25 protein-coding genes are annotated in these 22381 nt (G+C 73.8%); 17 read left to right on the top strand and 8 right to left on the bottom strand.

Features of this window, described 5'->3' with window-relative positions:
• Window positions 1-38 precede the first annotated feature (38 nt).
• The 6 genes from MQV74_RS22000 to MQV74_RS21970 all read left to right on the top strand — a co-directional run bounded on the left by MQV74_RS22000 (window position 39) and on the right by MQV74_RS21970 (window position 6402).
• The gene (locus tag MQV74_RS22000; protein ID WP_242720159.1) at window positions 39-716 is read left to right on the top strand and encodes a hypothetical protein; all 678 of its coding nucleotides are present in this window, start codon (window positions 39-41) and stop codon (window positions 714-716) included.
• On the top strand, window positions 713-1786 hold the full coding sequence (locus tag MQV74_RS21995; RefSeq protein ID WP_242720157.1) for an efflux RND transporter periplasmic adaptor subunit: 1074 nt from the start codon (window positions 713-715) through the stop codon (window positions 1784-1786). The genes MQV74_RS22000 and MQV74_RS21995 overlap by 4 nt, the downstream gene beginning before the upstream one ends.
• Before the next feature lie 47 nt (window positions 1787-1833).
• A complete protein-coding gene (locus MQV74_RS21990; RefSeq protein ID WP_242720155.1) occupies window positions 1834-2523 on the top strand; it encodes an ABC transporter ATP-binding protein in 690 nt (229 codons plus the stop codon).
• Window positions 2520-3725 carry an ABC transporter permease gene (locus MQV74_RS21985; protein ID WP_242720153.1) on the top strand — a complete coding sequence of 402 codons (1206 nt, stop codon included), beginning with the start codon at window positions 2520-2522 and terminating at the stop codon, window positions 3723-3725. The genes MQV74_RS21990 and MQV74_RS21985 overlap by 4 nt, the downstream gene beginning before the upstream one ends.
• Window positions 3726-3756: 31 nt before the next feature.
• Entirely contained in the window at window positions 3757-5229 is a 1473-nt protein-coding gene (locus MQV74_RS21980) for an aminotransferase class I/II-fold pyridoxal phosphate-dependent enzyme (RefSeq protein ID WP_242720151.1), read from the top strand.
• Window positions 5230-5715: 486 nt separating this feature from the next.
• Complete coding sequence (locus MQV74_RS21970) at window positions 5716-6402, top strand: hypothetical protein (protein ID WP_242720149.1); 687 nt, start codon at window positions 5716-5718, stop codon at window positions 6400-6402.
• 1395 nt (window positions 6403-7797) lie between these two features.
• On the opposite strand, the gene MQV74_RS21965 is transcribed toward MQV74_RS21970, so the two are convergent.
• Entirely contained in the window at window positions 7798-9249 is a 1452-nt protein-coding gene (locus MQV74_RS21965) for an MFS transporter (RefSeq protein WP_242720147.1), read from the bottom strand.
• A gap of 223 nt (window positions 9250-9472) precedes the next feature.
• On the opposite strand from MQV74_RS21965, the gene MQV74_RS21960 reads away from it, so the two are divergent.
• The 3 genes from MQV74_RS21960 (at window position 9473) to MQV74_RS21950 (ending at window position 10903) form a co-directional block, all read left to right on the top strand.
• Window positions 9473-9958, top strand: a complete 486-nt coding sequence (locus tag MQV74_RS21960; protein WP_242720145.1) for a MarR family winged helix-turn-helix transcriptional regulator — start codon at window positions 9473-9475, stop codon at window positions 9956-9958.
• 107 nt (window positions 9959-10065) lie between these two features.
• Window positions 10066-10431, top strand: coding sequence for a PH domain-containing protein (locus MQV74_RS21955; protein WP_030688977.1), 366 nt, complete (start codon window positions 10066-10068; stop codon window positions 10429-10431).
• 139 nt (window positions 10432-10570) lie between these two features.
• Window positions 10571-10903: a putative quinol monooxygenase gene (locus tag MQV74_RS21950; RefSeq protein ID WP_242720144.1), complete on the top strand. Its 333-nt coding sequence runs from the start codon at window positions 10571-10573 to the stop codon at window positions 10901-10903.
• Window positions 10904-10974: 71 nt separating this feature from the next.
• On the opposite strand, the gene MQV74_RS21945 is transcribed toward MQV74_RS21950, so the two are convergent.
• Entirely contained in the window at window positions 10975-11352 is a 378-nt protein-coding gene (locus MQV74_RS21945; protein ID WP_242720142.1) for a nuclear transport factor 2 family protein, read from the bottom strand.
• Window positions 11353-11566: 214 nt separating this feature from the next.
• Between MQV74_RS21945 and MQV74_RS21940 the strand changes: the two genes are divergently transcribed.
• Window positions 11567-12562 (top strand): SGNH/GDSL hydrolase family protein, encoded by a 996-nt coding sequence (locus MQV74_RS21940; protein WP_242720140.1) that lies wholly within the window; start codon window positions 11567-11569, stop codon window positions 12560-12562.
• A gap of 17 nt (window positions 12563-12579) precedes the next feature.
• On the opposite strand, the gene MQV74_RS21935 is transcribed toward MQV74_RS21940, so the two are convergent.
• On the bottom strand, window positions 12580-13419 hold the full coding sequence (locus tag MQV74_RS21935; protein ID WP_242720132.1) for a hypothetical protein: 840 nt from the start codon (window positions 13417-13419) through the stop codon (window positions 12580-12582).
• Window positions 13412-13948 carry an RNA polymerase sigma factor gene (locus MQV74_RS21930; protein WP_242720130.1) on the bottom strand — a complete coding sequence of 179 codons (537 nt, stop codon included), beginning with the start codon at window positions 13946-13948 and terminating at the stop codon, window positions 13412-13414. The genes MQV74_RS21935 and MQV74_RS21930 overlap by 8 nt, the downstream gene beginning before the upstream one ends.
• Window positions 13949-14054: 106 nt before the next feature.
• On the opposite strand from MQV74_RS21930, the gene ctaD reads away from it, so the two are divergent.
• Window positions 14055-15683, top strand: a complete 1629-nt coding sequence (gene ctaD, locus MQV74_RS21925; RefSeq protein WP_242720128.1) for an aa3-type cytochrome oxidase subunit I — start codon at window positions 14055-14057, stop codon at window positions 15681-15683.
• A 5-nt stretch (window positions 15684-15688) separates the two neighbouring features.
• Window positions 15689-16039 carry a hypothetical protein gene (locus MQV74_RS21920; protein ID WP_242728980.1) on the top strand — a complete coding sequence of 117 codons (351 nt, stop codon included), beginning with the start codon at window positions 15689-15691 and terminating at the stop codon, window positions 16037-16039.
• Window positions 16040-16088: 49 nt separating this feature from the next.
• On the opposite strand, the gene MQV74_RS21915 is transcribed toward MQV74_RS21920, so the two are convergent.
• On the bottom strand, window positions 16089-16955 hold the full coding sequence (locus tag MQV74_RS21915; protein ID WP_242720126.1) for an LLM class flavin-dependent oxidoreductase: 867 nt from the start codon (window positions 16953-16955) through the stop codon (window positions 16089-16091).
• Between the two features lie 83 nt (window positions 16956-17038).
• On the opposite strand from MQV74_RS21915, the gene MQV74_RS21910 reads away from it, so the two are divergent.
• Complete coding sequence (locus tag MQV74_RS21910) at window positions 17039-17497, top strand: nuclear transport factor 2 family protein (RefSeq protein WP_242720124.1); 459 nt, start codon at window positions 17039-17041, stop codon at window positions 17495-17497.
• Between the two features lie 46 nt (window positions 17498-17543).
• On the opposite strand, the gene MQV74_RS21905 is transcribed toward MQV74_RS21910, so the two are convergent.
• On the bottom strand, window positions 17544-18533 hold the full coding sequence (locus MQV74_RS21905) for an esterase/lipase family protein (protein ID WP_242720122.1): 990 nt from the start codon (window positions 18531-18533) through the stop codon (window positions 17544-17546).
• Between the two features lie 237 nt (window positions 18534-18770).
• Between MQV74_RS21905 and MQV74_RS21900 the strand changes: the two genes are divergently transcribed.
• Window positions 18771-19463: a TetR/AcrR family transcriptional regulator gene (locus MQV74_RS21900; protein ID WP_242720120.1), complete on the top strand. Its 693-nt coding sequence runs from the start codon at window positions 18771-18773 to the stop codon at window positions 19461-19463.
• A 27-nt stretch (window positions 19464-19490) separates the two neighbouring features.
• Here MQV74_RS21900 and MQV74_RS21895 read toward each other — a convergent pair whose 3' ends face one another.
• Together MQV74_RS21895 and MQV74_RS21890 are read right to left on the bottom strand one after the other, a co-directional pair.
• Window positions 19491-19760, bottom strand: a complete 270-nt coding sequence (locus MQV74_RS21895; protein WP_242720118.1) for a DUF397 domain-containing protein — start codon at window positions 19758-19760, stop codon at window positions 19491-19493.
• A complete protein-coding gene (locus tag MQV74_RS21890; protein ID WP_242720116.1) occupies window positions 19720-20568 on the bottom strand; it encodes a helix-turn-helix domain-containing protein in 849 nt (282 codons plus the stop codon). The genes MQV74_RS21895 and MQV74_RS21890 overlap by 41 nt, the downstream gene beginning before the upstream one ends.
• An 88-nt stretch (window positions 20569-20656) precedes the next feature.
• Between MQV74_RS21890 and MQV74_RS21885 the strand changes: the two genes are divergently transcribed.
• From MQV74_RS21885 to MQV74_RS21875, 3 genes are read left to right on the top strand one after another with little or no spacing between them, the layout of a single operon-like run.
• A complete protein-coding gene (locus MQV74_RS21885; protein WP_242720114.1) occupies window positions 20657-21100 on the top strand; it encodes an ATP-binding protein in 444 nt (147 codons plus the stop codon).
• Window positions 21090-21560 (top strand): cupin domain-containing protein, encoded by a 471-nt coding sequence (locus MQV74_RS21880; RefSeq protein WP_242720112.1) that lies wholly within the window; start codon window positions 21090-21092, stop codon window positions 21558-21560. The genes MQV74_RS21885 and MQV74_RS21880 overlap by 11 nt, the downstream gene beginning before the upstream one ends.
• Window positions 21553-22329, top strand: coding sequence for an SDR family NAD(P)-dependent oxidoreductase (locus MQV74_RS21875; protein WP_242720110.1), 777 nt, complete (start codon window positions 21553-21555; stop codon window positions 22327-22329). Before MQV74_RS21880 ends, MQV74_RS21875 begins: the two co-directional genes overlap by 8 nt.
• Window positions 22330-22381 lie beyond the last annotated feature (52 nt).

Raw genomic sequence — 22381 nt, 5'->3', positions numbered from 1 at the left:
TGGAGGGACCATCATGTGGCCACCGGACGGTGAGGCGCATGACCACCACCTCACGCAGGGCGCCGGTCTCCGGCGCACCCCGGCTCCGGCTCGTCGCGCTCGTCGCGGCCCCCGTGCTCGCGCTCGCCGTCGGCTGCGGCTCGGGCTCCGGCTCCGGCTCCGACGACGGCGGCAAGCAGGACCAGGTCGCCTCCGTGCCCGAGGCCTCCGGCAAGGAGAGCGGCGCCGACAAGGCGAAGGGCCCGGCGGACGCCTCCGCCGGGGACAAGGCAGGCAAGAGCGCCTTCTTCGACGCGCAGATGAGGTACGTCCGCTGCATGCGCACCAAGGCGGGCCTGAAGGACTACCCCGACCCCAAGCTCAGCGGCTATCTCAACTGGCCCGAGATCGACAAGATCGTCGATCCGAAGGGCGGCGGCGAGGAGTACAAGGGCGGCAAGGGCGGCGTCTGCAGCGACGAGCTCCTCGCCGCGATGGACCTGGAGCCCGAGCGCGACCAGCAGCAGGACTTCGAGTCGATGCTCGCGCACGCCAAGTGCATGCGGGACAAGGGCGTCTCGCAGTTCCGTAACCCGACGATGGCCGACGGCAACGCGCAGCCCGGCGGCGAGCCCGACCCCACGTCACCCAAGCTCGACCGGAAGTCCCCCGCCTACAAGGAGGCGCGGGAGGCCTGCGCGGCCAAGCTGCTCGACGGCCTGGACGGCAGGCAGTGAGACGCCGTACGGGCTGGCTGGTGGCGGCCGGTGCGGCCGCCGCCGGGGTCGTGACGGCGGGCGCCTTCGCGTTCGGCGGCGGGCCGCGGGACGGCGTCAGGGACGAGGGCGGTGCGCCGCCCTCGACCGCCGAGGTCGTCCGCACCGACCTGGTGCTCAGCAAGACGGTGGACGGCACGGTCGACTTCGCCGGGCGCAGGCCCGTGAAACCGGCGGTGGAGGGCACGGTGACCGTGGCCGCGCGCGAGGGCGCGACGGTGCGCCAGGGCCAGGCCCTGTACGAGCTGGACGACAAGCCGGTGACCCTGCTGTACGGGCCGGTGCCGATGTTCCGCGCGATGAAGGAGGGCGACCGGGGCACGGACGTGCTCCAACTGGAGCGCAACCTCCGCGACTTGGGGTACGGGGCCGGTCTCTACATCGACGTACGGTACGACGCCGCGACCGCGGCCGCCGTCAAGCGGTGGCAGAAGTCCCTCAACCGGGTGCCGACCGGCCGGGTCGGCAAGGGCGAGGTGGTGTTCCAGGGCGGCCCGGTCAAGGTCGTCGCCGCGGACGCCGCCCTCGGTGACCAGGTCGGTCCCGACGGGGCCGTGCTCACCGCCGCCTCGCCGACGCCCGTGGTGCGGGCCGAGGTCGACCAGGGCGACAGCTCGCTCGCCGCGCGCGGCACCAAGGCGGAGATCCGCCTCGCGGACGGCAAGAAGGTGCGGGGAAGGGTGACGGGGACCGTGCGCCCCGAGACCACCGAGGACTCCGGCCCGCCCGGCGACGGCATCACCGTGGAGATCGCCCTGGGCGGCGGCGCGGCCGCGCCCTCCGGCGAGGCGGCGCGGTCCACCGCCAGCGTCACCTTCGTCAGCGAGAGCAGGCGCGGTGTCCTCGCCGTACCCGTCGAGGCGCTCGTCGCCCTGCGCGGCGAGAGCGGCGGCTACGGCCTCCAGCTCGTACCCGCCTCGGGCCCGCCCCGCATGGTCCGCGTCGAGACCGGCATGACGGCCGACGGCCGCATCGAGGTGCGCGGCGCCGGCCTGCGCGAGGGCGTACGGGTGGGGGTGGCGACCCAGTGAACGGGCCTGCGGCCTGGGGGGAAGCCGTCGCGCCGAGGGAAGCCGTCGTGGCGAGTGGAGACGTCGTGGCGAGTGGAGACGTCGTGGTCGAGCTGCGGGGGGCCGGCAAGGTCTATCCCGGGGGTGTCACCGCTCTGCGTGAGGTCGACCTCACCGTCCACGACGGGGAGTTGCTCGCCATCGTCGGGCCCTCCGGGTCGGGGAAGTCCACCGCCCTGAACCTCATCGGCACGCTGGACCGGCCCACCTCCGGCAGCGTACGGGTGGCCGGGCACGACGTCGGGGCGCTGTCCGACGCGCAGGTGGCGGCGCTCCGGGCCCGGCACATCGGGTTCGTCTTCCAGCACTTCCACCTCGCCCCCGGGCGCAGTGCCCTCGACAACGTCGCCGACGGCCTGCTGTACGCGGGCGTCCCCGCGCGGCGGCGGCGCGCGGCCGCCGCCGAGGCCCTCGGGCGGGTGCGGCTCGGCCACCGGCTCGACCACCGGCCCGGCGAGCTGTCCGGCGGCGAGAAGCAGCGCGTGGCGATCGCCCGCGCGCTGGTGGGCGCGCCCCGGCTGCTGCTGGCCGACGAGCCGACCGGCGCCCTCGACTCCGCGTCCGGACAGGTGGTGATGGATCTCCTTCGCGAGCTGAACGCGGCGGGCACGACCGTGTGCGTCATCACCCACGACCACGACATCGCCGACGCGCTGCCGCGCCGCGTCCGCTTCCGCGACGGGGAGGTCGTCGTATGAGCGCGCCCGGCAGGGACCGGCTCAGGCCCGCGCGGCTCTCCCCCGCCGACGTGCTGCGCGTCGGCTCCGTCGGCCTGCGGGCCCGGCGCGCCCGTGTGGTGCTCTCCTCGCTCGGCATCGCCATCGGCATCGCCACGATGGTGGCCGTCGTGGGCCTTTCCACGTCCAGCCGCGCCGACCTGATGCAGCGCCTCGACCGGCTCGGCACCAATCTGCTGACCGCCGAGGCGGGCAAGGACGCGAGCGGCCGGCCGGTGAAGCTGCCGAAGAGCGCCGTCGCCATGGTCGAGCGCATCGGCCCGGTGCACCAGGCCACCGCCACGGCGGACGTCGACGCGCGCATCCGCCGCAGCGCCGCCGTACCGGAGGAGCGGTCGGCACCGGTGACCGCGCAGGCGGCCCGCACCGACCTGCTCCCGGCCCTCAACACCCGGGTGGCGAAGGGCGCCTGGCTCGACCGGGGGCGGGAGCGGCTGCCCGTGACCGTGCTCGGCCGGATCGCCGCCGAGCGGCTCGGCGTCACCGCGCCCGGCGAGAAGATCATGATGGGTGACCGGTACTTCGTGGTCGTCGGCATCCTCGCGCCGGTGGAGCTGGTGCCGACGCTCGACCGGGTCGCCCTGGTCGGATTCCCGGCCGCGGAGCGGTACTTCGGCTTCGACGGCCACCCCACGACGGTCTTCGAGCGCTCCACGGACGCCTCCGTCGAGGACGTCCGCGCGGTCCTCGCCCGCACGGTCAACCCCGGCAACAAGGGCTCCGTGACGGTCTCGCGCCCCTCCGACGCGCTCGCCGCCAAGACCGCGACCGACGAGGGCCTGACCGCGCTGATGCTCGGGCTCGGCGCGGTGGCGCTCCTCGTCGGCGGGGTCGGCGTCGCCAACACCATGGTGATCTCGGTGCTCGAACGCCGTGCGGAGATCGGCCTGCGGCGCGCCATCGGCGCCACCCGGGGCGCCGTCAGGATCCAGTTCCTGACCGAGTCCCTGCTCCTGTCGGCCATCGGCGGCGTCGCGGGCGCGGGCCTCGGCGCCCTCGCCACCTACGGCTTCGCCCTCGTCCAGGACTGGACCCCGGTCGTGCCGCCCTGGTCCCTCGCGGGCGGCCTGGCCGCGACCCTCGTCATCGGCGTGCTCGCGGGCCTGTACCCGGCGGCGCGGGCGGCGCGGCTGCATCCGACGGTTGCCCTGAACGCCACGTGACATCCGGCGCGATCGCGGTACCCATCCCCCTATGGAGCCCATCGACCACACCGCGGCCCCGGTCCTGGAAGCCCTCGACGCCTACCACGACCGGGGTCGGCTCGCCTTCACCCCGCCCGGCCACAAACAGGCCCGCGGCGCCGATCCACAGGCGCGGCGGGTCCTGGGGGACGCCGTGTTCCGGTCCGACGTGCTCGCCGTCGGCGGCCTCGACGACCGGCGCGCGAGCGGACACGTGCTGAGCCGGGCCGAACACCTCATGGCCGACGCCGTGCACGCCGACCACACGTACTTCACCACCTGCGGCAGCTCCCTGTCCGTCAAGGCGGCCATGCTGACCGTGGCCCACCCCGGAGACCGGCTCCTGATCGGCAGGGACGCGCACAAGTCCGTGGTCGCGGGGCTGATCCTGTGCGGCATCGACCCGGTGTGGGTGGAGCCCCAGTGGGACGCGGAGCGCTCCCTGGCGCACCCCCCGTCCGTGGCCTCGTACAAGGAGGCCCTCGACCGGCACCCCGACGCGCGCGGCGCGCTCGTCACCAGCCCCACGCCGTACGGCAGCTGCGCCGATCTGCGGGGGCTCGCCGAGCTGTGCCACGCGCACGGCCTGCCCCTCGTCGTCGACGAGGCGTGGGGCGCGCATCTGCCCTTCCACGGCGACCTGCCGTCGTGGGCGATGGACGCGGGCGCCGACATCTGCGTGACCAGCATCCACAAGATGGGCAGCGGCCTGGAGCAGGGTTCCGTCTTCCACCTCCAGGGCGACCGCGTCGACCCCGCCGAACTGGCCTCGCGCGCCGACCTGCTCGGCACCACCAGCCCCTCCGTCCTCATCTACGCGGGACTCGACGCCTGGCGCCGCCAGATGGTGCTGCGCGGCCACGAGCTGATGTCCGGCGCGCTGCGGCTCGCCGCCGAGGTCCACGAGGAGATCGAGCTGATCCCGGGCCTGCACGTGAACGGCCGCGCCGACCTCACGGGCCCCGGGCTCGCCGCCGACCTCGACCCGCTGCCCACGGTGATCGACATCTCCGGACTCGGTACGACGGGCTACCGCGCCGCCGACTGGCTGCGCGAGCACCACGCGCTGACCGTGCACATCGGCGACCACCGCCGCATCGGCGCGCAGCTCACCCACGCCGACTCCCGCGAGACCGTCGACCCCCTCCTCGACGCCCTGCGCGACCTGGCCGCCCACCGCGCCGAACTCGCCGACGCGCCGCGCGTCGACGTGCCCTCCCCCGCCGAGCTGCGCATGGAGCAGGTGTGCCTGCCGCGCGACGCGTACTTCGGCGCCGTGGAGTCGGTGCCCCTCGACCGGGCCGCGGGCCGCGTGGCCGCCGAGATGGCCACGCCCTACCCGCCGGGCATCCCCGCCGCCCTCCCCGGCGAACGCCTCACCGAACCGGTCCTGGAGTACCTGCGGAGCGGCCACGCGGCGGGCATGTACATCCCCGACACCGCCGACCACACCCTCCGTACGCTCCGCGTCCTCAAGGAATGAGCGGCGCCGGGCCGCCCGGACCATGACGTTCTCCTCTAGCCTTGCGTACGTGTGTCGCACGCGTGTCCGACACACGTACGCACTGGAGCGAAGTGCCTCGCGGCGCGACGCGGTGAACAAGAGGACGGACAACCGATGCCGCGGCGGCCCCCGAGACGCCCCCGCGGGCGAAGACGCCCGCAGCCCCGGATAGCGGGGGCGCTGCCGCCGGGGGCTGCGGGCTCGACGCCGTGCCCGGCTCGGGACGGGGCCGGGCCGGGGGTGGGTCCGGTGCTCCGGGCGGAGGGCGAGTCCCGGACGCAGGGCGAAGCGGGGCCGGAGCCGGGCTCCGCGCCTCGGGTGCAGGGTGAGGCCGAGACCCGGGCTCAGGGTGGGGCCGGGGCGGAGCCGGGCCCCGTGCCCCGGGCGCAGGGTGAGGCCGGGGCGGAGTCGGGTCCCGTGCCCCGGGCGCAGGTTACGGAGGCCGGGCTCCGGGCCGAGCCCGGCGTGGCTGTCCGGGACCGCGGTGTGCTGCCCCGGCTCCGTGGCGTCCTGCGGCGGGAGTGGCAGGACGTCGCCGTCGCCGCGTGGCGGGAGCTGCGCTCCCGGGGCGTGGCGGGCATCGCGCTCGCCGTCGGCGGCACCCTCGCGATGCTCGTCCTGCACGGCCTGGAGCAGATACCCGACCCCGACCGGGTCGTCCGCATGCTCGGTGAGGTCCGCGCCGACCAGCCCCTGTGGCAGTCGCTGCTCCGCACGCCCCTGTCCGTGTTCATACCGACCCGCGACCAGCCGCCCTGGGGCGGCGTCCCCCGCCTGGTCCTCGCCTTCGGCCTGGCGCAACTGCTCGTCGGCTGGCGCCGCACGCTCCTCGTCGCGTACGGGGCCACGCTCGCGGGCACGCTCGGCGCCCGCGTGATGATCGCCATCGGCCCCGGCCACTGGGCCGGGGTCCCGGCCTCCTACGCCCACGCCGTGGACACGGGGGCCTCCGCGGCCGTCGTGGGCCTCTTCACCTATCTGGCGGTACGGCTACGGGCCCCCGTCCTGTGCCTGGCCTTCGTCGTCCCCACGGTCGTCGGTTCCCTCCTCAACCCGAACCTCGCGGGCCGGGAGCACCTGGTGGCGGTGGCGGTGGTCGCGGGGGTGGCCGCGCTGCGCCAGGGCCGGGGCGGACTGGCGCGCAGCGGCTGAGGCGGTGCCCGCCGCTACCGCGGCGGGGTTCCTCCCGCCCTCCCACCCGGCACTCGGCAGCCTTGCCGACCAGACCCCGACGCGGAGCGCCCGCGGGTGGTGCCCTACGGATCCCGGTCCGGGCGGGGGCGGGCGGCGGGACCACGCCGGGCTCGCACGGCCGGGCCTCAGCACGTCGCGAAGCGCCTGCGCCTGCGTGGGCGGTACCGCCGCTACCGCGGCGGATCTCCCCCACCCTCCCACCCGACACTCAGCAGCCTTGCCGACCAGGCCCCGACGCCCAGCGCCCGCGGGTGGCGCCCCATGCCTACCCGGCGGGGGCGGGCGGCGGGACCACGCCGAGCATGGACGGCCGGGCCCCGCCCTCAAGCACCCACGGGTGGCACCCCAGGCACCCCGCCCCGGGCAAGGGGCGGAGCGCAGGACCACCCCGACCTGGACAGCCGGGCCCCCGCCACAAGCACCCACAGGTAGCCCCCAGACACCCCGCCCCGGGCAAGGGCGGAGCGCAGGATCACCCCGGGCATGGATGGCCGGGCCCCGGCCTCAAGCACCTACGGGTGGCACCCCCAGGCACCCCGCCCCGGCCGGGGCAGAGGGCAGGACCACCCCAAACCTGGACAGCCGGGCCCCCGCCACAAGCACCCACGGGTGGCACCCCCAGGCACCCCGCCCCGGCCGGGGCAGAGGGCAGGACCACCCCAGGCGTGGGCGGCCGGGCCCCGACGCCAAGTGCCTGCGGCAGGGTGCGCTGCCCTCGGCGGGGGCGGGACCGCGTCGGGCCTCGGCGCCAGGCTCCTTCGGCCGGGCGCCCCACGGGCCGCACCCCGGGCTGGCGGGGCCGCGCCGGGCCCGTGTGACGGGGCCCGGCGCGGCGCGTCTGGGGCAGGGGGTGCCGAGGCACCCGTTCGAGTTCTGGGCGGGTGGGTGGGACCGTCCCGGGCGCGCGGAGCGCGGCCTCCTGGCGCCGGGGCCGAGGGCGGGCGCCCTCCCTCGGGGTCGCCTCCCCGGGCGAGGGCGGGCGGCGGGACCCCGCCGGGCCTGGTCCACCAGACCTGGACCCCAGACCTGGACCCCAGGCTTGGACCACCAGACCTGGACCCCAGGCCAGGACCCCAGACCTGGGCCCCGGGCCAGGGGACCCCGGGCCAGGACCCCGGGCCAGGACCCCGGGCCAGGACCCCGGGCCAGAGCCCCGGGCCAGGGCCTCCGGGCTCGGCTGTGGGTGGGGGGCGCGTGGTGCCCCGTTCAAGTTGGGGGCGGGTGGGTGGGGCCGCCCCGGCTGCGCGGAGCGCGGCCTCCTGGCACCGGGGTCAGGGGCAGGCGCCCTGCCTCGGGGGCACGTCCCCGGACGGGGCGGAGCCGGGGCCCTGGCCCGGCTCCGCAGGGCCCTCGTCAGCGCCTGGGGCGCAGGAGGGTGGCCGCGGTCAGGAAGGCCGCGGCGAGCAGGGCCGTGCCGACGCCGAAGGCCAGGTGGTAGCCCGAGGTCAGCGCCTCGGCCCGGGAGTGGCCGGAGGCGAGGAGGGACTCCGTACGGGAGGCGGCGAGCGTCGAGAGGACGGCGACGCCGAGCGCGCTGCCGACCTGCTGCGTGGTGTTGAAGAGCCCGGACGCGAGCCCCGCGTCGTCGGCCCGGGCCCCGGACATCGCGAGGGAGGTCAGCGCGGGCAGCGCGAGACCGAAGCCGGCGGCGAGGAGCATGACGGGGAGCAGGTCCACCCAGTAGTTGGCGTGCACGGGCACCCGGGTCAGCAGGCCGAGGACGCCGAGGAGCAGCACGAGCCCGGCGAGGAGCACGGTGCGTTCGCCGAAGCGGGCGTTGAGGCGGGCGGAGACCCCGAGGGACACCACGCCGATGACGGCGGCGGCGGGCAGCATGGCGAGGCCGGTCTCGGCGGCGCCGTACCCGAGGACGTTCTGCAGGTAGAGGGCGACGAGCACCTGGAAGGAGAAGAGGGCGGCGACCATCAGCATCTGCACGACGTTGGCCCCGGTCACGGCCCGGGAGCGGAACATCCGCAGGGGCAGCAGCGGCGTACGCGCCTTGGTCTGGCGGACCGCGAAGCCGCCGAGCAGCGCGACGGCGAGCCCGCCGAAGCCGAGCGTGTGCCCGGAGGCCCAGCCGTGCTGTTCCACCTTCACCACGCTGTAGATGCCGGTCATCAGGCCCGCCGTCACCAGGAGCGCCCCCGTGACGTCGGCCCCGGCACGCAGCCCGAGCCCCCGGTCGGCGGGCAGCGCGGGCAGGGCGAGGAGCAGGGCGGCGAGGCCGATCGGCAGGTTGATGAAGAAGATCCAGTGCCAGTTCAGGGCGTCGGTGAGGACGCCGCCGAGCACCTGCCCGAGGGAGGCCCCCGCGGCCCCGGTGAAGCTGAACACGGCGATGGCCCGGGCCCGTTCGCCCGGCTCGGTGAACAGGGTGACGAGGATGCCGAGGCTGACCGCCGAGCTCATGGCCCCGCCGACGCCTTGCAGGAAGCGCGCGGCGATGAGCGTCGCGGGGCTCGTGGCCGCGCCCGCGAGGACGGAGGCGAGCGTGAAGAGACCGATGCCGGTGACGAACATCCGCTTGCGGCCGATCAGGTCGCCGAGCCGTCCCGCGAGGAGGAGCAGGCTGCCGAAGGCGATGAGGTAGGCGTTCACCACCCAACTCAGCCCGGCGGGCGTGAAGTCGAGGTCCTTCTGCATGGCGGGCATGGCCACGGTCACGATGCTGCCGTCGAGGATGATCATCAGCATCCCGGTGGCGATGACACCGAGGGCAAGGCGCCGGGAGCGGCCCGCGGACGGTGCGCCCGCGGCATCCGGGGCCGCCGGGGCCTCGGCCGGTGCGGTGGTGGCGGTCATGGGTCTCTCCTGTCCGGTACGGCCGGGCGACGGAGCCAGGCACGCGAGAAGGGGGGGGCGGGAAGCGCGGCGCCCGGGGCGGTCACGACCGGCGCCGAGCCCGAGCCCGAGCGCCGAGCCCGGGCGGCGCCCGTCCCTGCCGATAGCCAGGACCGTAGCAGATAGTTTTGTTGCAGACTATCTATCTCGGGCGCACTGCTCGCCGCTCGGCTACCCTGGCCCCATGACCGCCATGGCACCCACCCGCACCGAACCGGACCTCTCCTTCCTCCTCGACCACACCAGCCACGTCCTGCGCACGCAGATGGCGGCGGCGCTCGGCGAGATCGGGCTCACGGCGCGCATGCACTGCGTCCTCGTGCACGCGCTCCAGGAGGAGCGCACGCAGGCGCAGCTGGCCGAGATCGGGGACATGGACAAGACGACGATGGTCGTCACCGTGGACGCCCTGGAGAAGGCGGGCCTCGCCGAGCGGCGCCCGGCGCGCGAGGACCGCAGGGCCCGTGTCATCGCCGTCACGGAGAAGGGCGCCGAGGTCGCGGCCCGCAGCCAGGAGATCGTCGACGGGGTGCACGAGCGGGCGCTCGGCGCGCTGTCCAAGACCGACCGCACGGCCCTGCTCCGCGCCCTGAACCGCCTGGTCGAGGGCCACTTGGCGACGCCGAGCGAGAGCCCGCGCCCCGCCCGCAGGGCGCGCCAGCGGGCCTGACGGCCACCCTTCGCGGTCCGTCCGCGCGGTCCCGTACGGTGAGAGGTCCCGGTGCGCCGTCGGCGCGTACGGGCGACCGCAGAGGAACGAACGAGGGTGGGGCCACCATGGCGCTGTTCGGAAACGCGCACACCGTCGACCCGGCGTCGGCGCAGCAGGAGTACGCGCGGCTCATGGGCCACGGCGAGCAGGTGTACGCCGCGTACCGGCTGATACGCGACACGATCCTGCTCACCGACCGGCGCATGATCTTCGTCGACAAGCAGGGGATGACCGGCAAGAAGGTCGAGTACCACTCCGTGCCGTACCGGAGCATCACGCACTTCGCGGTGGAGACCGCGGGCCACTTCGACCTGGACGCCGAGCTCAAGATCTGGATATCCAGCAACCCGGTGCCGATCGAGAAGACCTTCACCAAGGGCGTCGACATCTACGAGGTGCAGGCGATCCTGACGCAGTTCGTCGCGCGCTAGGGCCTGACCGGCGGGTCGCGGCGACGCCGCGCCGACCGTTGGGCGGATGCCGGCCCCCGCGCGGGCGCCCCGGACGGGCGCCGGGTGGGCGGGTCGGGGTACGTTCGTAGGGCACCTAAAGGCTAAGAGGGAACGCCCCATGATCTTCATCACCGTGAAATTCACCGTCCGCCCCGAGCGCAGCGAGGACTGGCTCGACCTCGTCGACGACTTCACGCGTGCCACCCGTGACGAACCCGGCAACATCTTCTTCGAGTGGTCCCGCAGCGTTGACGACCCCCACCAGTTCGTCCTGGTGGAGGCCTTCCGCGACGGCGAGGCGGGCCGCGAGCACGTGGAGTCCGCGCACTTCGCCGCCGCGATGGAGACCATGTCGTACGCCATCGCGAGCACCCCGCAGATCGTCAGCACGGAGATCCCCGGCATGGACGGCTGGGGCGCGATGGGCGAGGTCTCGCCGCGCGAGGCCTGAGCACGGCGGCGCGCACGCGCGAGAGGGGCCCGGACCGTCGAACGGTCCGGGCCCCTCTCGCTCTGTTCACGTCACGCCTGCGGCAGCCGGTCCAGGAAGCCGTACACCCTGCGGATGCGGCCGTCCTCCGCGAGCACCGCCACGTCCGAACCGGCCACCGGGGCGGAGCCGTCCGCCCCCGACACCAGCTCCCAGCTGAACCGGACGATCCCGTGGTGCCCGTCGACCTCCCCCGTCCGCCGGAACTCGAACCCCGGGAACTGCTTCTGCGCGGCGGCTATCACCGCCACCAGCGCCTCCGTCCCCGCCGCGTCGGCCAGCGGGTCGGTGTACGCGGCGTCCTGCGTCCAGGCCGCCTCCACGGCCTTGCGGACGTCGTCGGCGCCCGTGGCGTTCCAGGCCTCGAAGTACCGGGCGACAGCGGTCTCGTGAACGTCCTGTGCGGGCATGGTCTTCGCCTCCGGTGAGTGTCGGTCTCCGTACGTCGTTCCCGGGGCCCGGCCGGAGTGCGCCGCCCGGGCCTCGGTGACCTCACAGTGCCGCGCGGGGGCCGCCCGGCGCGATTACGCCCCAGGTAAAGCAGTCTCGTGGGTGGCTTCCGCCGGGCGCGCGCGTGTGTTGTCCTAGGGGGCCGATTTCGTTCGCCGAGCCGGGAGTTGCCGGATGCGGAAGCAGTTGGTCGGTGGTGTCGTCGCGGGGATGCTGCTGCTCGGGGCCTGCGGGGACCCGGGTGCGGAGGACGGCTCGGGCGGGGTGCCCGCGCAGGATCCGCCCGCGGCCTCGCGCACGGACGGGTCGGGCCCGCCGTCGCAGACGAACCGGCAGCAGGCGGAGCCGGACGAGCCCGGGAAGCCCCGCAAGTCCCCCAAGTCGCCCGGCGCGTCGGCCGGTCGGGCGCCCGGGCCCAAGCCCGCGCCCCGCGTGCTCTACCTCGGCGACTCCCTCGCCATGGAGAACCAGGACGTCCTCGGCGACCTCCTGCGCGACCGGCTCGCCGCCCGCTACACCAGCGCCCCCTACTCCGGCACCACCCTCTGCGACTACCTGGAGGACACCGGCGAGGACTCCCTCGTACCGGACGGGGACAAGGCGGCCACGCTCGTGCGCAAGCTGCGGCCCGACTTCGTGGTGCTCCAGTTCTGGGGCAACGCCTGGGGCTACACGCCGTGCATGGGCGGCGTCACGTACGACAAGCAGCGCGCCACGTACTTCACGCGGTACGCGGCCGACGCGCGGCGCCTGACCCGGCAGATCGAGGAGGCCGCGCGGGACGTGGGCGCGGCGCGGCCGAAGGTGGTGTGGGTGTCGCAGGGCCCGGACGTCATGACGCCCGACCGCGTGCGCCGCGTGAACGAGCTGTACCGGCGCCAGGCCGCCGCCTCCGGCGACCTGGTCTCGGACGCGGGCCGGGCCGTCAGCCCGGCGTCGGCCCGCTACCGGTGGGTGCGGGAGCTGCCCTGCACGGCGGACGAGCGCGCGCACCCGGTGTACTGCACGGAGCCGGACGGCCGCACCGCGCTGCACCGGGGCGACGACCACCTGCACTTCTGTCTGGCGCCCACGACCCCGAAGTCCCGGCCCTGTCCGGTGCGTTCACCGGGCATCCGCCGGATCGGGCAGGCGGTCACGGACACGGTGGCCCGCGCCGCCCGGCGCTGACCGGGCCCGGCAGCGGCTCAGTCCCGGCGCCACGCGCTGTAGGTCTTCACGTCCCCCGCCCGCGCCTCGATCCGCGGCTGCGCCTTGGTGAACATCACCTCCAGGCCGAGCACGGCCCCCGTCCCCGGGTCGAGGATCAGCATGCGGCGCAGCGCGTCGTCCCCGGAGCGCCCGGAGAGCCCGGCCCGGGACTTGTGCACGTACGCCTGCCCGGGGCGGCCGAGCCGGTCGGTGATCGCCCCCGCGGGCCGCAGGCCCTCGGTGTCGGCGAGCACGCGGGCGAGCGCGGCGCTCTCGCGGGCGCCGAGCGTCCAGGTGTCGAGGAGCCGCGGCAGCACGTCGAGGAGCTGGTCCGCGGTGAGCGGACCCGAGCGGCGGCCCGCGCCCGGGTCGTAGGCGTCCGTCAGATACGCGCGCAGCCCGGCGGGGGTGTGCGGCGGCCTGGCCGTCCTCGCGGGCGGCTCGGCGCGCGGCCCGGTCTCCGCGGGGAGGCTCCAGGTCCGGACGTGGCTGCCCTCGCGCAGGCCCGGCTCGCCGTCGCGCGCGGCGGCCCGCGCCCGCTCGGCGACCTCGGCGAGCGGCACGGCGGCGGAGCCCGCGCGCGGGTGCAGGGCGCGGGGCGCGGCCGTGGCGGACGTGGCAGCGAGGTCGGGCAGGGTGAGCACGAGCACCGCGGCGAGCGCGACGGCGGCGGCCTCCGCCCACAGCACGACGCGGCGGCGGGCCCGGCGCCGGGAGGTGTACAGGAGCTGGTGGAGGCCGCGTTCCGCGCGGGCGTCGAGCGGCCGGTCGCGCCAGGGGCCCTCGGTGGCGGACACGGGGTCGGCCGCGCGCAGCAGGTCCAGTTCGTCAGTCATGGGTGCCGTCTCCTGCCGTTACGTTCATCCGCATCCGGTCGATCTCCGCGCGAAGGCGCCTCCGGGCCCGGTGCAGCCGCATCGCGGCGGCGCTCCGGCCGCAGCCGAGGGCGACGGCCAGGTCGTCGACGCCCAGCTCCTCCCAGGTGGTCAGGCGCAGCGCCTCCTGGTCGGCGGGCGAGAGCCGGGCGAGGGCCTCGTGCACCCAGGCGCCGGGCGCGTCGGCGTCGGGTCCGGTGACGACCTGGCCGTGCCGGGTGGCCTCGTGGTGGCCGATGCGGTGCAGCAGCCGGCGGTAGCGGCCGAGGCCCCGCACCGTGTTGGCCAGGCAGTTGCGGGCGACGCCGTACAGCCAGGGCAACGCGTTCTCGGGCAGCTCGGCGCGGCGCCGCCAGGCTATGGAGAAGACCTCCGCGACGACTTCCTCGACCTCGTGCGTCTCGCCCGCGCCGAGTCTGCGCGCCACGAAGCGGCTCACCGCCCAGTAGTGCGCGCGGTAGGCGGCCGCGAAGGCTTCGTCCGTGCTCATGAACCGTAGGTGTCCGGCATGTCCCCGATCTTCACACCCGGGCGCTGTGACCTTCGTGGCAGGGGTTCGCGGTGACGCCCCGGGCGGTCCCGGACACGTACGGGGCATGAAGGCAACCGTGAAGTGGCTGACGACCACCGACCACAAGACGATCGGCACGCTGTATCTGGTCACGGCGTTCGCGTTCTTCTGCATCGGCGGTGTGATGGCGCTGTTCATGCGCGCCGAGCTGGCCCGCCCGGGGCTCCAGATCATGTCGAACGAACAGTTCAACCAGGCGTTCACGATGCACGGCACGCTCATGCTGCTGATGTTCGCGACGCCGCTGTTCGCGGGCTTCGCGAACTGGCTGATGCCGCTCCAGATCGGCGCCCCCGACGTGGCGTTCCCCCGTCTGAACATGTTCGCCTACTGGCTGTACCTGTTCGGCTCGCTGATCGCGGTGGGCGGCTTCCTCACCCCGGGAGGGGCGGCGGACTTCGGCTGGACCGCGTACGCGCCGATCACGGACGCCGCGCACGCGACGAACATCGGCGCCGACATGTGGATCATGGGTCTGGCCCTCTCCGGCTTCGGCACGATCCTCGGCGCGGTCAACTTCATCACCACGATCATCTGCATGCGCGCGCCCGGCATGACCATGTTCCGCATGCCGATCTTCACCTGGAACGTGCTCCTGACCGGCGTCCTGGTGCTGCTCGCCTTCCCGGTGCTCGCGGCGGCGCTGTTCGCCCTCGAAGTGGACCGGAAGTTCGGCGCGCACATCTTCGACGTGGCGAACGGCGGGGCGCTGCTGTGGCAGCACCTGTTCTGGTTCTTCGGCCATCCCGAGGTGTACATCATCGCGCTGCCGTTCTTCGGCATCATCTCCGAGGTCATTCCGGTCTTCTCGCGCAAGCCGATGTTCGGCTACATGGGCCTGATCGGCGCGACCATCGCCATCGCGGGCCTTTCCGTGACGGTGTGGGCGCACCACATGTACGCGACGGGCGGCGTCCTGCTGCCGTTCTTCTCCTTCATGACGTTCCTCATCGCGGTGCCGACGGGGGTGAAGTTCTTCAACTGGATCGGCACCATGTGGAAGGGCTCGCTGAGTTTCGAGACCCCGATGCTGTGGGCGGTCGGCTTCCTCATCACCTTCGTGTTCGGCGGTCTGACCGGGGTGCTCCTGGCGTCCCCGCCGATGGACTTCGCGGTGACCGACTCGTACTTCGTGGTCGCGCACTTCCATTACGTCATCTTCGGCACGGTCGTGTTCGCGATGTTCTCCGGATTCCACTTCTGGTGGCCCAAGTTCACCGGGAAGATGCTCGACGAGCGGCTCGGGAAAATCACCTTCTGGACGCTCTTCATCGGCTTCCACGGCACGTTCCTCGTGCAGCACTGGCTGGGCGCGGCGGGAATGCAGCGCCGCATCCCCGACTATCTGGACGCGGAGGGCTTCACCGGTCTGAACACCCTGTCCACGGTCTTCTCGTTCCTGCTCGGGATGTCCCTGCTGCCGTTCTTCTACAACGTCTGGAAGACCGCGAAGTACGGCGAACACGTCCAGGAGAACGACCCCTGGGGCTACGGCCGCTCCCTGGAGTGGGCGACGACCTGCCCGCCGCCGCGCCACAACTTCCACTCCCTGCCGCGCATCCGCTCCGAGTCCCCGGCGTTCGACCTGCGCCACCCCGAGATCGCGGCGGAGCTCGCGCCCGCGCCGACGCCGGCGGAGAGGGCCGCCCTGTGACCGCGATGGACGACCGCCCGGTGGCCCCGGCGGAGGCGGCCCTGCTCATCCACGAGATCGAGGGCCACCTCCTCCTGGAGTCCGCCCGCACGGAGAGCCGCGCGGCGGCCGCCCGGTTCACCGCCCGCCTCGACTGGCTGACCCAGGCCCAGCGCGAGGAGGTGGAACGGGCCTACGCCGACGACCACATGGCCCTCACCCGCCGCACCTGGCGCCACACCGCCCACCGCTGCCGACAGCTCCGCACGGAGTACGAGACCCGCTACCGGTCCCTGCGCCGCCGTCTCCTGGCCTCGTGCCTGCTGGGCGTCACGTTCGCTCTGATGGTCACCGGGGCCTGGCTGAGCGCCCTTTAGGGGCGCGGGGAACTGCGCGACCAGCCCCCACCCACCCGCAGACGACCGACTAAAGGGCAGGAGGCCCGGCCTCCACCCGCCGGAGAACGGGGGCAAGCCGGTCAAGGCCAGGGCCCGACTGAAGCTGCCGCTCGTCCCACCAGGTCGCACCAGCGTCCCGCAGGGGCGCGACCACATCCCCCGCGGCGGCGGGGTCGAGGGGCGTAGCCCCACCCAGCACGAGATCGAAGGCCCCGCCCCCGTAAGGACGGTGAGCCCGAAGGTAGGACACAAGGTCGCGCACCTCGGCGACAGCCGGAACGCACCCGTGTCGGGCGGCCTTGAACAAGGGCACGGCCCCGTCCCACCGGGCGGCCCTGCGCATCGGGGGCCGGTTCGGCCAGAACCCCCCGATCCACACGGGCGGCCGGGGCCGCTGCACGGTCGCGGGCAGCAGCGTGACGTCACGGACCTGGAAGTGCGGGCCCTCGTGGCTGACGGCCTGCCCGGACCAGTACCGGCTCAGGAGGTCCAGGCCCTCGTCCAGGAGCTCGGCGAGGACGCGCGGGTCCGTGGGCTCGCCGAAGCTGCCGTACTCGTCGTCGACGGGCCCGCCGAGCCCGGCGGTGAAGATCACCCGGCCGCCGGACAGGGCGTCCAGGGTGGCGACCTGCCGGGCCAGCTGGTGGGGCCGGCGGCGGGCCACCGGCGTCACCAGGGTGCCGAGCCGCAGCCGCGAGGTGGCGAGCGCGGCGGCGGTCAGGAGGATCCAGGGGTCCCCGAAGGGCTTGCCCGCCTGCGCGGCCTTGTCGTGCACGACGTGGTCCCAGACGAACAGGCCGTCCCAGCCCGCCTGTTCGGCGGCGACGGCGACCCGCGCGACCGCCCTCGGGTCGGCGAAGTCACCGAAGTTCGGAATGTTGATCGAGAAGCGCATGGAACGCATGGTGACGCCCGTGCCCGGACGCGGGCAATCACTTTGCCCCGCGCGGGGCCGCGCGGATCGCCACCATGGACTCCATGGAACCCCATGAGGAAACCGACGCGGAAGCAGACGCGGAAACCGGCGCGGAAACCGGCGCGGAGTCCCCCACCGACATCGCCGTCCGTTACCACCGGGCCGTGGGCGCCGGTGTCACGGGCGACGAGCTGGCGGCGTTCTTCACGGCGGACGTGGTCCACCACGAGCTGCCCAATCTGCTCTTCCCGAAGGGCGTCGTGCGCGATCTGCCGGGCATCCTGGAGGCCGCGGAGGCCGGACGCGGCACGCTGCGCCGCCAGACGTACGACATCCGCAACGCGGTGGCCTGCGGCGACAAGGTGGCCCTTGAGGTGGAGTGGACCGGCGAACTCGCCGTCCCGCTCGGCACCCTGCCCGCGGGCCACGTGCTGCGGGCCCGCATCGCCGCGTTCCTGGACTTCCGCGACGGCCGGATCAGCGCCCAGCGGAACTACGACTGCTACGAGCCGCCGGCCTGAGGGCGAACGCCCCCGGGCCAGCGGCCCGCGCACACCCCGGCCGGGGTCAGAACGGCAGCCCGTAGTCCTCGCACCTGGGCTTGAAGTCGGGCTCGTCGGCGCCCAGGGCGTTGACGACGTCCTGGGTCGTCGGGCCGTCGGTGAACAGGCCGACGTGGCCGACCGGGTTCTTCGGACACTGGTCCTGGACGACGATGTTGCGGACGTCGTCGCCCTTCAGGAAGCCCTGGCTGTACGGGGTGGAGACGCGGTCGTTCTTCGTCGCGATGACCGTGTAGCGCACGCCCGGGACGGTGTCGCCGTCCGCGAACAGGGCCTTCTGGAAGTCCGAGCCCTCCTCCTGGTCCTTGAGGCCCTGGAGGTTCAGATGGTCGAACGCGCCGTTGACCAGGCCCATGACGCCGAGGGCGTGGCCCAGTTCGACCAGGCCGCTGAGGGTGGTGCCGTGGTTGGTGGGGGCGAGCGCGACGAGCCGGTCGACCTTCTTCGCGCCGCCGAGCCGCTTGATGTAGTAGTTCGGCATCATGCCGCCCTGCGAGTGCCCGACCACGCTGACCTTCTTCGCACCGGTCGACGCGAGCACCTTGTCCACGAAGGCGCTCATCGACCCGGCCGACCGGGCGATGCCGGTGAGGCCGCCGACACGGCCGCCGAAGTTGAACGGGCTGCCCATGCCGTAGTTGAAGGCGTAGACGCAGTGGCCTTCGTTGGCGAGGGTCGGGCCCATCGTGACCCAGTTGGCGCCGAGGTTGACGCCGGTGCCGTGGACGAGCACGACGGGGTTGGGGTGCTCGGCGGACGGCTTGCAGCTCCAGTCGTTCACGCCGGTCACGGCGTTGGGGCTGAGTAAGAAGTTGCGGACGCCGTCGGCGACCCCGCCGACGGGGTACGACGGCTTGCGCGGCTGCTCGGCGGCGCCCGCCGGGGCCCCGGCGGCGGTGAGCGCGGTGGCGGCGAGGGCGACGGGCACGACGACGGCGGCGCCGCGCCGCAGGGAGCGCGGCAGATGGCGGCCCGGTGCGGATGTTCCGTTCACGGTTCCTGTCCCTTCGGGCGAGTTGGCACGTGCGGGGGGGTGAGGGCGTCACGAGGACGCGCCAGGGGAAGGTCATGGCCATGACACACCGACGAGAGGAAATCTGAAACGACACCGCTTCAGATTTGGTTACTTGAAAGTAGGAGCGGGGCGGCGCCAGCGCAAGAGGCGTGCGCGAGACAATTTCCCTACGAGGGCGGCGAGTTGGCGAAGCGGCAGGTGGGAGGGGCAGCAGAGGTGGAGTCCGACGAGGCGGGCGGGCCGGGTGGGGCCGCGCGGCGCCCCGCGCGGGCGTACGGAGGCAAGTCGGCCGAGCAGCGCAAGGCGGAGCGGCGGCGGCGCCTCCTCGACGCGGGCGTCGACCTCTTCGGCACGGGCCCCGGCGCCTACCGCGCCGCGTCCGTCGCCGCCCTGTGCGCCCGCGCGGGCCTGTCGACGCGCCAGTTCTACGAGGAGTTCCGCAACCTCGAAGAGGTGCTCGCGGCCCTGCACCAGCACGTCCAGCAGGCCGCGCAGACCGCCGTCCTCGCGGCCCTGGCCGAGGTCACGGACGGCACCGTGCGCGAGCGCGTGGAGTCCGCGTTCCGCGCGTACGCGCGCGTGCTCACCGCCCATCCGCACCTCGTACGGATCGCCTTCGTGGAGGTCACCGGCGTCACACCGGAGCTGGAGAAGCAGCGCCTCGAGGCCCGCAAGGGCTGGGTCGGCCTGCTCGTCGCCGCCCTCGACGAGGCCGCGGCGCGCGGCGAGATCGGCGCCCGCGACTACCGCGTGGCCGCGCTCGGCTTCGTCGGGGCGGTCAACGCGCTGCTCTACGACTGGACCACCGGGTACGTGGACGCGGACCTGGACACGATCGTGGACGAGCTGATGCGGATGTTCATGGGTCTGCTCCAGCCTCCGCCCGGGCCCGCGCCGGGCCTGGCCTGACGCCCTGGGGCGGAGGCCCTGCCGCCGCTACCGTGTGGCCCCGCGCACGAGGGCGGTGAAGGCCGCCACCGAGACGGTGACGCGGGGCCCGTCGGGCCACTTGCTGTCGCGGATGGCTATGTGGGGGCCGGGGAGTTCGGCGACCTCCAGACACTCGCCACCGGTGCCACCGCTGTACGAAGACTTCCGCCAGGCTGTGCCGTTGAGGGCGGCACACTCCACACAATCGCCGCCGGTGCTTCCGCTGTACGACGACTTACGCCACCGCGCGTTCGTCAGGCCCAGAGTGGTCCCCATAACGTTCCTCCATCACGCGGGTGATCAGTTCCGCCGAGTGCTCCACCGAGAGGGCGGCAGCCTGCAAATTAGCGTAACGGAGCGAAGCATCGCGGATGGTCTCCGGATTAGCCGTCATGTGTCCGGAGATCAGATCCTCGGTGTAGACGATCTCGGGGTCGTCATCGAAGCGGAGCAGGTTGAACCAACCGTCGAGGCCTGTGTGTTCACCTGCGGAGTAAGGCAGGACCTGGATGCGCACCCAGCGCCGCTGTTGGCAGTCCAACAGGTGCCGCAGTTGCTCGCGCATAATCGCGCGACCCCCGATGGGCCGGTGAAGGACCGCCTCATCCAGCGTTACCAAAGTCAGCGGCGGACGCTCGCGCTCCAGGATGCGCTGGCGGTCCATACGAGCGGCTACTAGGTCGTCGAGGTTGTTGGGCATGCCCGTGGCCAGTACAGCTCGGGCGTACCTCTCGGTTTGCAGCAGTCCGTGGACCAACTGCACTTGGAAGGTGGAGATGTAGGTAGCCTTCGCCTCCATCTCGGCGTAGGCCTGGAACCAGCTGGGCAACTGGCTGCGCAGCACCAGCCCCACCAACCGCGAGAACAACCCATCCGTGCCGAGGGCGGCGTCCACCCGCTCGGAGAACTCGCGCGTGGGCACCTTCTTGGCGGTTTCCACCTGTCCGACCAAGGACCCCGTACAGAAAATGCAGCCGCCGAGCTCGGCCTGGTTGAGGCCCGCGCCTTCTCTCAGGCGGCGGAGCTCCGATCCGTAGAAGTCGAGCGGGGACGCGCTCGGGTCGAGTTCGTTGATGCGTACCACGGGAAGGTTCACCCCCGGCGTCAAACGCCCGTCAGCGTTGCTCTCGTTGCGTAGCCAAGGGTAAGCGGAGCGCGTCAGCCTGAGTGACATGAATCACGCAACTGACCTCCTTGACCAAGGAGTTGGCGGCAGCTATCGGATGAGCTTCACCGTCGGTGAGCACTCGGCGCGGCCGCTGCGGCGGATCCTGCGGACGTACCTGGGGCGCTGGGGCCTGGCCGGGCTGGCGGACGACGCGGAGCTGGCGCTCACGGAGCTGGTCGCGAACGTCGTCCGGCACGTGCCGGACCGGCGGTGCGCGGTGCTGATCGTGCGGCGGCCCAGAGGGCTCCGGGTGGAGGTGATGGACGGCAGTCCGGTGCTGCCCGCCCCGGCGGAGGGCACGGACGGCGAACCGGCGGAGGGCGGGCACGGGCTGAGGCTCGTTGCGGCGGTGACGGACCGGTGGGACGTTACGGTCCTTCCGGGTGGCGCGGGGAAGACCATCTGGTTCGAGTGCGACGACGGGAAGGGTGTGGACGGTGACCCCTGAGGAACTGATCGCCGAGCACGGTCTTGTGCCGCTGGAGTTCGAGGGCGGCAGGTTCCGCAGGACGTGGGCGGGGCCGCCGGACGCGGCGGGGCGCCCCGTGGGGACGGCGATCATCATGCTCCTGACGTCGGAGCCGGGCGACTTCTCGGCGCTGCACCGCCTGCCGATCGACGAGGTGTGGCACTTCTACCGGGGGGACGCGCTGGAGCTGCTGCTCCTGCACCCGGACGGGAGCGACGAGGTGCGGGTCCTCGGCGGGGACGGGGGCGAGTTCCAGGTCGTCGTACCGGCGGGGACGTGGATGGGCGCGCGGGTGCGGGGCGGGGGCGACTGGGCGTTCTTCGGTACGACGATGGCGCCCGGGTTCATGGACGAGGATTACGAGGGCGGGGAGGCGGGCGCGCTCGCCGCCGCGTACCCGAGCCGAGCGACTCACATCAGGGAGCTGTGCCGTGACTGACCCCGAACTTCCCTCGCTGGCGGGCCGCGTGGCCCTCGTGACCGGGGCCAGCGGACTGCTCGGCGGCGGGATCGCCCGGCGGTTCGCGGCGGCCGGGGCGGCGGTGGTCCTGCACGGCCGCCAACAGGCCGCGCGGGCCGAGGCGTTGGCCGAAGAGATCCGTGCGGCGGGCGGGGACGCGCTGGCCGTGGCGGCGGACCTGCGGGAGGAGAGCGAGTGCCGACGCCTGGTCGGCGCGGCCCACGCCTGGCGGGGGCGGCTCGACGCGCTGGTGAACAACGCCGGGGTGCAGCCCGTGCAGCCGCTGCCCGGCATGTCCGTCGGCGACTGGCGGGAGCTTCAGGAGGCCAATGTGACCAGTGCGTTCGCCTGTACGCAGGCGGCGGCCGAGGTCATGGGGGCGCAGGAGGGCGGGGGCAGCGTCACGCAGATCGCCTCCATCGAGGGGCACCAGCCCGCGCCGGGGCACGCGCACTACGCCGCGTCGAAGGCGGCGCTGATCATGTTCGCGCGGGCGGCGGCGGTGGAGTACGGGGCGGTGGGGGTGCGGGTGAACAGCGTGTCGCCGGGGCTCATCGGGCGGCCCGGGCTCGCGGAGGACTGGCCCGAGGGGGTGGAGCGGTGGGGGCGGGCCGCGCCGCTCTCTCGCCTCGGGCGGGCGGAGGACGTGGGCTCGGCCTGTGTGTTCCTGGCGTCCTCGGGGGCCTCGTGGATCACGGGGGCGGACCTGGTCGTGGACGGCGGGGTGAGCGCCCGCCCCACGTGGTGACCTGACGGTCAGTCCCCCCGGGCTCCCGCGCGACCCCGGCTCTTGCACCGGG

The sequence above is a fragment of the Streptomyces sp. AN091965 genome (assembly GCF_022698285.1).
In the GTDB taxonomy this organism is placed as follows: Bacteria; Actinomycetota; Actinomycetes; order Streptomycetales; family Streptomycetaceae; genus Streptomyces.
Note: the sequence above shows the minus strand (reverse complement) of the source record. Positions and strands in the feature narration are given on the sequence as shown.